This window comes from Chryseobacterium gregarium DSM 19109 (assembly GCF_000430845.1).
GTDB lineage: Bacteria > Bacteroidota > Bacteroidia > Flavobacteriales > Weeksellaceae > Chryseobacterium > Chryseobacterium gregarium.
In genome coordinates this window covers 178,848-192,465 of the sequence record NZ_AUMU01000003.1, presented here as the reverse complement: position 1 = coordinate 192,465, position 13,618 = coordinate 178,848, and the positions used below count along the sequence as shown (strand labels likewise).

The 13,618-nt window shown below is 40.9% G+C and carries 12 protein-coding genes; 5 read left to right on the top strand and 7 right to left on the bottom strand.

Features of this window, described 5'->3' with window-relative positions:
- Positions 1–18 precede the first annotated feature (18 nt).
- From H561_RS0105915 to proS, 4 genes are all read right to left on the bottom strand, one after another.
- Entirely contained in the window at positions 19–555 is a 537-nt protein-coding gene (locus H561_RS0105915; protein WP_034761478.1) for a nucleotide exchange factor GrpE, read from the bottom strand.
- A 313-nt stretch (positions 556–868) separates the two neighbouring features.
- Positions 869–2,203 (bottom strand): Nramp family divalent metal transporter, encoded by a 1,335-nt coding sequence (locus H561_RS0105910; protein WP_027386170.1) that lies wholly within the window; start codon positions 2,201–2,203, stop codon positions 869–871.
- A 101-nt stretch (positions 2,204–2,304) separates the two neighbouring features.
- The gene (locus tag H561_RS0105905) at positions 2,305–3,606 is read right to left on the bottom strand and encodes an OmpA family protein (protein WP_027386169.1); all 1,302 of its coding nucleotides are present in this window, start codon (positions 3,604–3,606) and stop codon (positions 2,305–2,307) included.
- A gap of 125 nt (positions 3,607–3,731) precedes the next feature.
- A complete protein-coding gene (gene proS, locus H561_RS0105900) occupies positions 3,732–5,207 on the bottom strand; it encodes a proline--tRNA ligase (RefSeq protein WP_027386168.1) in 1,476 nt (491 codons plus the stop codon).
- Between the two features lie 144 nt (positions 5,208–5,351).
- Between proS and H561_RS23885 the strand changes: the two genes are divergently transcribed.
- Positions 5,352–6,431: a hypothetical protein gene (locus H561_RS23885; protein WP_027386167.1), complete on the top strand. Its 1,080-nt coding sequence runs from the start codon at positions 5,352–5,354 to the stop codon at positions 6,429–6,431.
- Between the two features lie 28 nt (positions 6,432–6,459).
- Positions 6,460–7,866 (top strand): OmpP1/FadL family transporter, encoded by a 1,407-nt coding sequence (locus H561_RS0105885; protein ID WP_027386166.1) that lies wholly within the window; start codon positions 6,460–6,462, stop codon positions 7,864–7,866.
- A 77-nt stretch (positions 7,867–7,943) separates the two neighbouring features.
- On the opposite strand, the gene H561_RS0105880 is transcribed toward H561_RS0105885, so the two are convergent.
- Complete coding sequence (locus H561_RS0105880) at positions 7,944–8,672, bottom strand: ZIP family metal transporter (RefSeq protein ID WP_027386165.1); 729 nt, start codon at positions 8,670–8,672, stop codon at positions 7,944–7,946.
- Positions 8,672–9,397, bottom strand: a complete 726-nt coding sequence (locus tag H561_RS0105875) for a class I SAM-dependent DNA methyltransferase (RefSeq protein WP_027386164.1) — start codon at positions 9,395–9,397, stop codon at positions 8,672–8,674. The genes H561_RS0105880 and H561_RS0105875 overlap by 1 nt, the downstream gene beginning before the upstream one ends.
- A 134-nt stretch (positions 9,398–9,531) precedes the next feature.
- Here H561_RS0105875 and H561_RS0105870 point away from each other — a divergent pair, with 134 nt between their 5' ends.
- The 3 genes from H561_RS0105870 (at position 9,532) to H561_RS0105860 (ending at position 12,314) form a co-directional block, all read left to right on the top strand.
- Complete coding sequence (locus tag H561_RS0105870) at positions 9,532–10,695, top strand: THUMP domain-containing class I SAM-dependent RNA methyltransferase (protein WP_027386163.1); 1,164 nt, start codon at positions 9,532–9,534, stop codon at positions 10,693–10,695.
- A 59-nt stretch (positions 10,696–10,754) separates the two neighbouring features.
- Positions 10,755–11,153, top strand: a complete 399-nt coding sequence (locus H561_RS0105865; protein ID WP_027386162.1) for a hypothetical protein — start codon at positions 10,755–10,757, stop codon at positions 11,151–11,153.
- 156 nt (positions 11,154–11,309) lie between these two features.
- Positions 11,310–12,314: a glycosyltransferase gene (locus H561_RS0105860; protein ID WP_027386161.1), complete on the top strand. Its 1,005-nt coding sequence runs from the start codon at positions 11,310–11,312 to the stop codon at positions 12,312–12,314.
- Between the two features lie 32 nt (positions 12,315–12,346).
- On the opposite strand, the gene H561_RS0105855 is transcribed toward H561_RS0105860, so the two are convergent.
- Positions 12,347–13,573 (bottom strand): aminotransferase class I/II-fold pyridoxal phosphate-dependent enzyme, encoded by a 1,227-nt coding sequence (locus H561_RS0105855; protein ID WP_027386160.1) that lies wholly within the window; start codon positions 13,571–13,573, stop codon positions 12,347–12,349.
- Between the last annotated feature and the right edge of the window lie 45 nt (positions 13,574–13,618).

Here is a 13,618-nt window from a genome sequence, read left to right as displayed (position 1 = left end):
TACCCATTGCTTATGTTTTTAATTTCCTGTTACCACTTTAGCAAAACGGATTACTTTATCGCCTAAGGTATATCCTGTTTCAATAACGTCCACGATCTTACCTTTCAAATCCTCTGAAGGAGCAGGGATCTGGGTAATCGCTTCATGGAAATCCACATTAAAGCTGTCTCCAGCTCTCACTTCCATAATTTTCAAACCTTTCTCTGTCAGTTTACTTTTAAATTTATTGTAGATCAGCTCAACACCTTGAAGGTCGGCAGGGTTTCCGTTTTTAGCAATTTCTTTCAGGGCTCTTTCAAAGTCGTCCAAAACGCCAAGCATAGAAACCATCATGTCCTGGTTGGCATACTGGAAGAACTCCATCTTCTCTTTTGATGTCCTTTTCTTATAGTTTTCAAATTCAGCGTATAACCTGATGTAGCGGTCTTTCTCTTCTGCCAAAAGTTCCTCGGCTGAAGGCTTTTCTGTCACTTTGTCTTCTGATATAGCGTCGTTCTGAATATTCGTTTCTTCCTGATTATTGATGCTTTCTTCGTTGATATCCTGGTTTTCCATAATTCAATATTTATTTTCCTTAGTATTCACAAACATTCTGCCAAATAAAAAATCAGGACATTTAGGCATAAAAGGTGGTTGTAAGCTGATCATACTTACATAAGATGGAAAAATTGATGATTGTTACGCTACATTATTGATTGATAAAACCGGGAGCTGTATCGCGCTATCCACTCATACTCCTCGCACAGCCGCTTTATCCACCGCATGCTGTGGGGTAACCGTTACTATCGCGGCTAGGATAGCCGGTTTGACAGATCTTCAGGGCTTTACAGCAAACTTTTTACTGAACCTTCCATTCTCTGATTTAAAATCATTCCCCGAAGAACGTCTGATACAAAAGATAAAGATTTAAAATAATAATGACAAATGAAATTACCCAGACACAGATCTTCATAAAAGGCTTGTTCACGAATTCTCCCATTTTTGCTTTGTCACTGGTAAACATCACCAGTGGGACCACTGCAAAACTCAGCTGCATCGAAAGGATAACCTGGCTTAAAACCAGCAGTTCCGTTGTTCCCTTCTCACCGTAAAGAATCGCAACGATCAAAGCCGGAATCACAGCAATCAATCGGGTAATTAAACGTCTTAACCAGGGTTTCAGCCTGATGTTTAGAAATCCCTCCATCACAATCTGTCCGGCAAGGGTTCCGGTAAGTGTAGAGTTCTGTCCCGAAGCCAGTAAAGCAACCGCAAAAACTATACTTGCCATAGAAGCTCCCAGAATAGGCGTCAGCATCTTATACGCATCATGAATATCGGCAACATCCTTATTGCCCGAAACATGAAAGGTAGCAGCTGCCAGAATCAGAATGGCACCATTAATGAAAAATGCCAGCATCAGGGAAACCGTACTGTCTAATGTCGCAAATTTTATGGCTTCCTTTTTACCTTCCCGGTCACGCGTATAATCCCTGGTCTGAACAATGCTGCTGTGCAGGTACAGATTATGGGGCATGACCGTAGCCCCCAGAATTCCTATCGCTATATAGAGCATCGCAGGATTCCGGATGATCTCCGCTTTAGGAACCAGCCCTCCAAGCAGTTCATTAATTGCCGGTTTTGAAATAACCAGCTCATAAATAAAACAGGCAAGGATAATGAAAATCAGTCCGCCGACAATACTTTCGATCCAACGGAAACCTTTGGACTGGAGCAGAAGAATAATCAGTACATCAACCGTGGTAATCACAATTCCCCAGGTTAGGGGAATATGAAATAATAAATTCAAAGCAATGGCAGAACCGATGACTTCCGCCAGATCACAGGCGGCAATGGCAATCTCGCAGAATACCCAAAGCATAAAATTGGTCTTGGGCCCGAAATGGTCCCTGCAGGCCTGGGCCAGATCCCTTTCTGCAACAACACCCAGTTTTACAGACAAATGCTGTAAAACCATCGCGAAAATATTGGAAATCAGAATTACCGAAAGCAGGGTATAACCAAACTGGGCACCTCCGGCTATATCAGTGGCCCAGTTTCCGGGATCCATATATCCTACCGCAACCATAAGTCCGGGACCTGCAAAAGCAAGGTATTTTCTCCAGAATCCGGCGTTTTTAGGAATCTTTACCGAAGAATAGACTTCTGCAAGAGAATTTGAGGTTTTATCTTTTCGCCAGGCACTTTTTAAATTCAGATTCATAATGTTAGGAATGACTAACAAATGTAGTTAAATAAATGAAAATCACAAAAAGGAAATCCCGGAAAATTAATTCCCCGGGATTCCTGATATATGCTGAAAGGTTATTTTGCAAATCTTACCGCCATTCTTCTGTCGGTGGCTCTTTCTGAGTCAGAAGCTGAAGCATCCACTGTAGCGAATTCGCTTCCGTATCCGTCGGCTCCTGTTACCTGTGATCCGACACCCTGCTTGTCTAACCATGATTTAATGAAATTAGCCCTGTCTGCAGATAATTTCATGTTCTGGGCTTCGTCTCCGGTCTTATCCGTATAGCCTCCGATTTTAATTTTTGCATTAGGATAAGCTTTCAGAATAGCCACTAAATTCTGCAGCTGGCTTTCCGATCCGGATTCCAGTTGATTGGCACTCCCCATTTTAAAATTCACATGGTCAAAATTATACCAGTTTGTTTTTAATGCGTCATCATCCTTAGCGTTTTTATAGCCGTCAGATTTAAGAAACGCAATCATCTGATCTTCCATACCGCCGCGGTATCCTTTCAGAGCAGTCCCGTTTAAATCGATATCTTCATCCGTTTTTGAAGAAGTTGCCGTTTGTCCCGTGGTATTTGCCGGGGAAACTGCTGTGGCGGTATCAGATTTAACAGTTCCCGAATCAGTAGGAGTGGTGGTAATGGTAGTTTCTTTCTTTTCACACTGCTGCCAGATAAAGTAGCCGGCTGCAATTAAGAGTAAAAGAGGAAGGAGCCATTTCCAGATCGAGCCTTCATCCTTTATTTTTCTGTCAGGGAAAGTTCCTTCAGGCGTGGTGCTTCTTGTTACTTCTACCTTAGGCTCTTCATGAGCAGGAATATTTATTTTATCACGGTCATTGTCAAATTTATACCTTGCATCCCAATCGCCCATACTTAAAGAAGCAAAAGAAAGTCCGGCAGGTAACAGTCCGGCAACACTTCCCTGCTGTTCTTTCAGCAGGTTTGAAATTCCTGGTTTGTCCAGATTGTTATCTGAAGCATATTTTCCCAAAGTTCCCACAGCCGCTGCTGCGACTACGTTCAGTAAAACACTTGAAGAATTATTGCTGATGCCTGCGTAGGTAGCTACGGCACTGATCAGCCCGTTTAATTTGTCTCCGAAAATAGAAGACAGGACGCCGGCAATATCAGAGCTGTTGGAAGTTCCTCCTAGTAGGTTTCCTAAAACTCCGGTTGACGAAGAATGGCTGATCGCATCCAATACATGCGGGTTGTCAGCATCGTTAGCCAGTCCGCCTACAACAGCCGGCAATAAACCGCTGATCGCTTTCGAAATGCCCGATTCGCTTTCCCCGAACTGTGAGGCAGCCTGGGATACCAGGGCGGGGCCTAACTGTCCTTTAATTAAATCAATGATGTTTAAAGACATAATAAATTATTTTGAGATTAATGTTGTTTATACTAATCAAAAATTTGTCCAATATGTCTTTTAAATAAAAAATCTTTAAAAATCACATGGATTTTTAAAGATTTTCAATTCGGTTTATAATGGATTTAATATGCTTTGGCAAATAGAACCCTTCTTTGTGATGGCTTTCCTGTAATCAGCGAAACGCCTGCTTCGATATCATCATCCAAAGGAATGCATCGTATCGTTGCTTTGGTCTCTTCCTTGATCTGCTCCTCCTCTTTGGCAGTTCCGTCCCAATGGGCATAGATGAATCCGCCTTTTTCTTCTAAAACTTTTTTAAATTCTTCGTAGCTGTCAACTTTTGTTATATTGTCTTTTCTGAATTCAACAGCTTTAGTATAAAGATCTTTCTGAATGGTTTTCAACAGGTCGTCAATATAAGAATCCAGACCTTCAATAGAACGGACTTCTTTTGTCAGGTTATCCCTTCTTGCAATTTCCACCGACCTGTTTTCGAGATCCCTCGGTCCCATAGCGATTCTTAAAGGAACCCCTTTCAGTTCATATTCTGCAAATTTCCAGCCCGGTTTGTTATGGGTATCATCATCGAACTTAACGGAAATGCCCTTGGCTCTCAGCTTAGCCTGGATATCCAGAGCTACTTCACTGATCTGTGCCAGCTGTTCCTCACCTTTGAAGATCGGAACAATCACCACCTGGATCGGGGCCAAGGTAGGAGGCAGTACCAAACCGAAGTCATCAGAATGCGTCATGATCAAAGCGCCCATCAGACGGGTTGAAGTTCCCCAGGAAGTCGCCCAGGCATGTTCTATTTTTCCTTCTTTATTGGTGAATTTTACGTCAAATGCTTTGGCAAAGTTCTGTCCCAAAAAGTGTGAAGTCCCGGCCTGAAGAGCTTTTCCGTCCTGCATTAAGGCTTCAATACAATACGTTTCGTCAGCTCCCGCAAATCTTTCGGAAGGGGTTTTGATTCCCTGGATGACAGGCATTGACATGAAGTTTTCTGCAAAATCAGCATAAACGTTATTCATTTTTTCAGCTTCCTCAACAGCTTCTTCTTTTGTTGCGTGTGCCGTATGGCCTTCCTGCCACAGGAATTCTGCGGTTCTTAAGAATAAGCGCGTCCTCATTTCCCAACGGACAACGTTGGCCCATTGGTTGATCAGTATCGGTAAGTCTCTGTAAGACTGGATCCAGTTTTTATAGGTGTTCCAGATAATTGCCTCCGATGTAGGGCGGACAATCAGCTCCTCTTCCAGCTTGGCATCCGGATCAACGATCAGTTTTGAAGGATTGTCAGGATCGGTTTTCAGTCTGTAATGGGTGACAACGGCACATTCTTTGGCAAAACCTTCTGCATTTTTTTCTTCAGCCTCAAATAAGCTTTTGGGCACAAACAGCGGGAAATAAGCATTTACGTGACCGGTCTCCTTGAATTTTTTATCCATTTCGTCACGCATTTTCTCCCAGATTGCATAGCCGTAAGGTTTGATTACCATGCATCCCCGTACTCCTGAATTTTCAGCCAAGTCGGCCTTTACCACCAACTCATTATACCATTTGCTGTAATCTTCGCTTCTTGAGGTTAATTTTGCCATTATCTTTTAAAATTTTTTTAACTTTTTACTATTATTGTTATCTAAAAATAAAGATCTATTTTTGATAGATTTTTCGTACCCTTGAATGGTACATTTTTGGTACAGACTGCAAATATAATTTAATTTAAAAATTTTTACGTTATCATGAAAAGAAATATACATAAAAATTTGCTGGGCATGCTGAAATCCAAAGGGATTCTGGCTATATCAAGCGGATTATTACTTGTGTCTTGCGGCGCTCAGATGGGCGGCTACAGTGAGACAGATGGCGTTTACTACGACCCGAATAAAGATACACTTCCGGAAGGAGTGATTATTAATGACAAAGGAAACAGGGTAGGAGATGATTACAACTATTATCAGGATGATACAAATGTTGTTCAGAACGCAGAAATGAATTCCCGGGAAGGAAGATATGAAGACTGGAATAATTATAACTGGAATACCAATGCCACAGACTCCGACTGGGGGAATTTCGCAGGAAGCCAGACCAACTATTATGACAACTCATGGGGATCTCCGTGGGGATGGTATGGCGGTTACAGCCCATACTGGGGCTACGGCGGTGGCTGGGGTATGGGATTATCCTGGGGCTGGGGCGGCGGCTGGAATATGGGTTGGGGATACTCACCTTATTGGGGTGGCTATAATCCATACTGGGGCGGCTATTACGGCTATGGGTATCCTTACGGCGGCTGGGGCTACGGTGGCGGATATTGGGGTGGAAACTACAATTCTGTCTACAGAAGAAGTGCTTCAGGCGGAAGAGGATTCAACTCGTACAACGGAAGCTTTGCCAATAAATACGGAGTCAATTCTTCAAACGGATTCAGAAGAAGTAATTCCAATACAGGCGGTTTCAGGAATGGAAATACCGTAAACGGAGGCTTCAGAAACGGGAATACGGTTAATGGAGGTTTCAGGGGATCTAACGGAGGTTTCAGACAAGGAAGCACAAACGGAGGGTTCAGAAATCAGGGAGGATTCCGTAACCCTCAGACTCAGACAAGACCGAATTACAATACCCAGCAGTCTCAGCCGAGAAGAAGCGACGGGGGCTTCAGAAATGACAACGGCGGCTATAGAAACAACAGTGGCAGTTTCAACAACTCAAACAGCGGCGGCGGATTCAGATCCGGTGGTGGTGGCTTCGGCGGCGGAAGCGGCGGCGGTGGCTTCAGATCCGGCGGCGGTGGAGGCGGCGGCTTCAGAGGTGGCAGATAATTAGAAATCAATAACTATTCAAAAAATAATGTTAAAAAAATCTTTAGCAATGATGAGTATTTCTGCCGCATTTTTTGCGCAGGCTCAGGATGTTTCTGTAATAAGGAATACAGTAGATGTATATTCAGCTTCTCCAAATATAGGTTCTGCAAAGTTTAATGCGATGGCAGGATCTAACGGAGCCCTGGGAGGTGATGCCAATGCGCTGTTAACCAACCCGGCAGGGCTTGGTGTTGCGATTTCCGGCGAAATTTCAGGAACACTGTCTCTTACGGGTAATAAAAATACCTCCTCGTATGCTGGATCCTCTTATTCATATAATACCAATAAAGGAGATATTGGAAATATCGGTGCCGTCATGACATTCCAGTTAATGACCGAAAGTGCCTGGAAATTTATCAATATCGGAGTAAATTATTCCAACCAGTCTATTGAAAATTATATCGAAACGCCGGGTAATAATAACCTTGTTTATGATTTCCCTGACGGCGGAAGTTCTTCATTCGGCAGGCATGCGTATGACAGATACGGATATTTATCAAAAACAAGCTTTGGTGTAGGAGCCAATTATAACAATAATTTATACATCGGCGCAGGATTAAACTTTCTGAATTCATCTATGGACCAGTCGGATACTGCGATCTTCAACGATTTATCTTCCGGCAATTCAGAATATTTCAGCAAACAGAACACGCCTTTCTATGAAAAAGGAAACGGTTTCTCTGCTTCATTAGGGGTAATCGGGAAATTAAACCGGAATTTCAGAATTGGTGCCGCCCTGGAAACGCCTACTTTCTGGAATATCGACAGAAGCTATAATTTTTATAATGATGCAATTTACGGGGATGATTATGGGATTGAAAACAGAAAGCTGACTTCACCGTTAAAGGCAACCGTAAGTGCTGCATTTATTGCAAACAAAAGCTTTTCTTTAAATATCGACTATACCCTCGGTTTAACAAAACCAAAGTATAAAGTTTACGGACCGTCAGAGAACGTTTTAAATGATTTCTTTAAAGAAGATGCTAAAAATCTTTCGGAACTGAAACTGGGTGCAGAATACAGAATAAAACAATTCAGATTGAGAGGCGGGTATTCTTATGCGTCAAGTCCTTTCAATGCACTTTCTGTAAATTCCTATGACAATAACGGAAGCTTGTCAGACAATTCGACGTCTTACAGCAATCTTATTCTTAATGACAGAAATATGCTGTCGTTCGGTATCGGATATGATTTCAAATCATTCTATATCGATGCAGCGTATCAGAATATGACTTCAAAATACAGCAATCCTTTTTTAAGAGGTGTGGTTAATGGTGATTTTGAAGATGGATATTATTCTCCCAACCGTCTGATTGCCAGTGAAGGCTATGCCGTTTCAGATGTAAAAAATATCAGAAATAATTTCTTCCTTACATTCGGCTGGAAATTTTAATTTCAGACAAAGAGTAATAGGTTACAAACAGAAAGCTCCGGAATAATCCGGAGCTTTTTATTTTTAAGTTGATGATGTTAATGATGGTGTCCTACTGCTGAATGATCATGAAACAAATGCATAAGCAAAGCTAGAGAAACGCCCAAAATAACCAATCCGATTTTTACCCAGTCAATATTATGGTTTTTATTGCTCTCAAAAATAATGACAGAAGAAATATGAAGGAAAATCCCGCCTACAATAGCCAGGAAATAAGGCTGCAGATCCGGATTGAAATAATTTCCCAGGAGCATTCCCATCGGTGAAGCCAGAGCAAATAAAACTACAATCAAAATAGAAGGATAAGATGTACTGGACTTAGATTCCCCTTTTCTGTTAAAAAGAAAAGCACCTAAAATAAATGAGATCGGCAGGTTGTGAAACACAATTCCCAATAGATAAGGCGAAAATTCGTGTTCTTCATTCGCTAAAGGAATCCCCTCAATAAAAGCATGCACAAAAAGCCCGACCATTAAGGCGACAGGAAGAATATTATGTTCGCTGTGATGGTGAACGTGTCCGTGCTCAAAACCCTTTGTCAGAGCTTCCAAGATCATTTGCAGCAACACCCCTGCAATCACAAAGATGCCCAGGCTGCTGCCCGCTTCAGCGGTATACACCTGCGGAAATACTTCGTTTAAACAGATCGTAATCAGAAACCCTGCGCTGAGAATCAGTAAATTTTTTGCGAGTTTTTCTTTTTTCCCGAAATACTTTCCGAGAAATACTCCGGCAATAACACTTGCAATCAGTAGAAGTACGGTTATCATTTTTTCTTAAATAAATTTATACAACGTAACGAAGTTTCTTTTTTAAATTCATTCAACTGGTAATCTCCCCAGATTTTTATTCTTTCAAATCCGCAGTCTGATGCATACGAATTGATGGTTTCCAAGGTATGAAGTTTTACTTTTTCAAAGAAATGATGGGATTTCCCGTCAGCTTCGAAGCGGATATCCTTCACAATATACCTGCCTTCTATTTTTTTGAAAATTTTAAATTTGATGCCTGCTTTCTCAACAACAGATTCCGGAACGATATTTTTTCTTACATATTCTTCATTAAGATAGTCCAGGACAAAGAACCCTCCCGGCTTTAAAATATTATGCACCGACTGAAACACTTTTTTATCGTCCTCTGAATCATCAAAATACCCGAAGCTGGTAAAAAGATTGAATACCGCATCCACAGGATCTGCGTCAATTGGGCTTCTCATGTCGTGAACACCAAAGGTCAGCGTCTGGTTTTCAAACTGTTTGTCAAATTCTATACTTTGTCTCGAAAGGTCCAACCCTAATACATGATAACCTAATTGATTAAGAAAAACAGAGTGCCTTCCTTTTCCGCAGGCCAGATCGATAATTCTGGAATCTGGCGGAAGTTGCAGGTCTGCAGTGAGTTTTGTGATGAAGCTTTCTGCTTCCGTATAGTCTCTGTTGCTGTAAAGCAAATGATAATAAGGGGTATCAAACCAAGATTCAAACCATTCCATAATGCAAAAATAACTAAATTTGTGCGGGAAAAGGAAAAAGTATTTAACATTGGAAGATTGAAATATTCAATTAAATGAAAAATAGAATACCTAATCTTTTAATTTTTAAATATTTACAGCTTTAATACGTACTTATGAATACAGAAAACTTACAGATTCAGATAAAAACATTTTTCGGCCTTGAACATATTCTGGCAGAAGAAATAAAAAAATTAGGCGGGCGCAATGTGGAAATGAAGAACCGGGCGGTCAATTGCGAAGGCGATCTCGGCTTTTTATATAAAATCAATTATTCCTCCAGACTTGCTTTAAAAATTTTAATTCCGGTTATGGAATTTAAAGCGTTCAACCAGCACCAGTTTTACGACAAGCTGTTTAAAGTAGAGTGGGAGCAGTTTATGGATGTTGAACAGTCTTTTGCGATTGATTCAACAGTGAATTCCGAGACCTTCAAACATTCCCAGTTCGTTACACTGAAAATGAAGGATGCCATTGTTGATTATTTCCAGGAGAAATTTAAAAGGCGCCCTAATGTAGAGCCTAAAAGCCCGGATATTAAATTCCATCTGCATATTGACAGGGAACTAGTGACAATCTCTCTGGATTCGTCCGGTGATGCCTTGTTTAAAAGAGGCTACCGAAAAGAGCAGGGCGAAGCGCCGATCAATGAAGTCCTGGCAAGCGGAATGCTTCACCTGGCAGGCTGGGACGGAAAAGGGAATTTCCTTGACCCGATGTGTGGTTCAGGGACACTTCTGATCGAAGCGGCTATGATCGCATTGGACCTTCCGGCGCAGATTTTCAGAAAAAGATTTGCTTTCCAGAACTGGAAAAATTACGATGCTGAATTATTTACGAAAATCAAGGAAGTAAGAATTGGAAGGATTAAAGAATTTACGGGTAAGATTGTAGGCTACGACATTGATGCCAGAATGCTGAATGCTGCCAGAACTAATATCGAAGCAGCCGAGATGGAAGACGTGATTGATCTTAAAAAGCAGGATTTCTTCGATTCCAAAAAAGAGCTTTTTCCTTTACTGATGGTGTTTAATCCGCCTTATGACGAAAGGATTTCGATTAACGATGATGATTTTTATAAAAAAATAGGAGATACGTTTAAAACCCATTATCCGAATACCTTAGCCTGGCTGATTTCTTCCGATCTGGAAGCAGTGAAAAAAATAGGTCTCCGCCCTTCAAGGAAAATCAAGCTTTTCAACGGGAAGCTGGAGACGAGATTTCTGCAATATGAAATGTATGAGGGAACGAAGAAAGTGCATAAACTGGAGAACCAATAAATCAATAATAACCTTCCTTTTACCGGAAGGTTTTTTATTTTTACTGTTAACTAAAACTTATGTCCTGGAATTTTTTTGAGATTTTTGATATCATTACAGATTTTTTAGGCCTGATCGGTAATGTCTCTTCAGATGTAAGTGACGATAAAAAAGGTAAAATTAAAAAAGAAACAAAATATTTTACTGAAAAATTGAGTTCAGGATTGCTTCTGGTTTCTGCCGTATTGCTGTTTTTTGTTTTTAAAAACCCATTGCCTTCCGAAAATTATGTTCAGACGCTTATCGTTGCTTCTTTAATCGGACTGGCTATTTCACTCATACTGTTTTTTATTTTATATACCCTGGAAAAATATTATTTCAAAAGTGTTTTTCAATGGCTGTTGTTCAGCTATTCTGTGCTTTTACTTTTTATTTCCATTGTTTTGTATGTTTATTTTAAATCAGGAATATTTGTCTGATTACCAACTATAAAATAACTTCAAGAACGTGTGAGGGTAAATAAGTAACTCCTCTGATTAAATGAATGTATTATTTTATTGCGCTTTGCGTTCAATTAGTACAAAACATGTTTGCGCAATCCTTCGCGAATAATTAATTTTGAAAAATTTTCAGATTTGAATCCTACCATTTCCATCATCGTTGCTATATTTAACCGCAGAGACGAACTTTTTGAGCTCCTGAATTCGCTTACCGCCCAGGCGGACAAATCGTTTGAAATCATTATAGTAGATGACGGTTCGCTGATTGATTTAAAACCCACGATCCGGAATTTTGAAGAATTACTGGAAATCCAGTATTTCAGGAAGGATAATTCCGGGCCGGGACTGACGAGGAATTACGGAGCCAGGAGGGCAAAGAACGAATGGCTGGTTTTCGTGGACAGTGATGTGATTGTGGAAACGGATTATATTGAAAATATCAAGAAAGATATCCTTCAGATTCCCTGTGATGCTTTTGGCGGAGCGGATAAGGCCCATAAAGGATTTAACCTGATGCAAAAGGCGATTTCCTATTCCATGACTTCGGTTTTTACTACCGGTGGAGTCCGCGGAAATAAAAAAACCGTTTCAAAATTCCAGCCCCGAAGTTTCAATATGGGTGTGAAGAAAGACGTATTTAATACCGTAGGCGGTTTTTCGGAAATGAGAATCGGCGAAGATCCGGACCTTTCGATGACCCTTTGGGAAAACGGGTATACCACCGCTTTCTTTGATAATATCGCTGTATATCACAAACGCAGGGTGGATTTCGGGAAGTTTTCAAAGCAGATCTACCAGTTTGGCTGTGCAAGGCCAATCCTTAACCAAAGGCATCCTGATTATGTGAAAATTTCCTTTGCTTTTCCCACGCTGTTTTTGCTGGGTTACCTGATGGGCTTTCTGGAGTATTTTATTATAGGCAGAGGGCTTATCCTTGCTTTTTACGGATTATACACTTTTATGGTCCTGTTTCATGCCTTATGGGTTACTAAAAATATCAGCATTGCAGGAATGGCGGTCATTTCCACTTATATCCAGATGTTTTCTTACGGATACGGATTTTTAAAATCATGGCTATTATTAAATGTTTTCAGAATGAAGCCGGAAGAAGCTTTTCCTACCCATTTCCATAAAAAATAAAAGCTGTTGAATAAACAACAGCTTTCTTAAAATCAAGATATAGAGATGGTTTCATGGTTGAGAATGCCTGTTTTGAGCATGCATTCCTTCATCTTTTCGTAAGTTCGCTGGATATCGTGGTCCAGACCGATAGAGAATCTGATGAGCCCGTCGGAAATTCCCATCGCGGCGCGTTCTTCTTCAGGGATTTCAGAAGATGTAGAACTTCCTGAACATGAGAACAGGGTTTTATAAAAGCCTAGGCTTACTGCAAGGTAGCCCAGATTTTCCTGCTGCATCATTTCCATCAGTTTGTTGGCTTTATCCGTAGTTCCGGCATCTAAGGTCAGCAGCCCGCCAAATCCGTATTCCTTATGCATCATGCTCTTCATCAGTTCATGGTTTTTATGGGACGGTAATCCGGGATAAGAAACTTTTAAGCCATCATTTTCAAATCTCTGCGCCAGATACATGGCATTATGGCTGTGCTGTTTCATCCTGATATGAAGCGTTCTCAGATTTTTAAGAATGCTTGAAGAACGCAGACTGTCCATCGTCGGGCCTAACAGCATACAGGCTCCGGTATTCACATTTTTTGTGTCATTAATGAATTCCTGGTTTGCGCAGTATACGCCGCCGACGGTATCGCTGCTCCCATTAATGAATTTGGTTAAGGAATGGATCACAATATCTGCTCCCAATAATGCCGGTGAAATGGATAATGGTGAAAAGGTGTTGTCTACAATCAGTTTGATCTGATGTTTCTTACATATTGCAGAAAGTCTTCTCAAATCGGCCACTTCCAGAAGCGGGTTGCTTACACTTTCGCAGTAAATTACTCTGGTGTTGGGCTGTATTGCTTTTTCTACCGATTCAAAATTATTGATATCCAAAAAAGTCGTATTGATATGAAGTGACGGAAGGAAATTTTTCAGAAAAGCATAGGTCCCGCCGTAAATGGTTCTGCTGGAAATAATATGGTCACCGCTTTTACAGACCTGCATTAGAACAGAAGTAATGGCACCCATTCCCGATGCGGTAACATTTGCAGCTTCTGTATTTTCCATTTTTGCCAGGGCTTCGGAGAGATACAGGTTCATCGGTGAAGAATGTCTCGAATACAGATAACATCCTTCTGCATTGCCTTCAAAAGTATCAAACATGGTTTTTGCAGAAAGGAAAGTGTATGTGGAACTGTCTGAAATGGAAGGGTTCACCCCGCCGAATTCACCGAAGTACTGTAAATCCTGAATTTCATTGGCTGCATTAAAGTCGTTCATAAGTCTTAGATCTTTCACCGGTAAATCTCACTTAATTACTTCTTT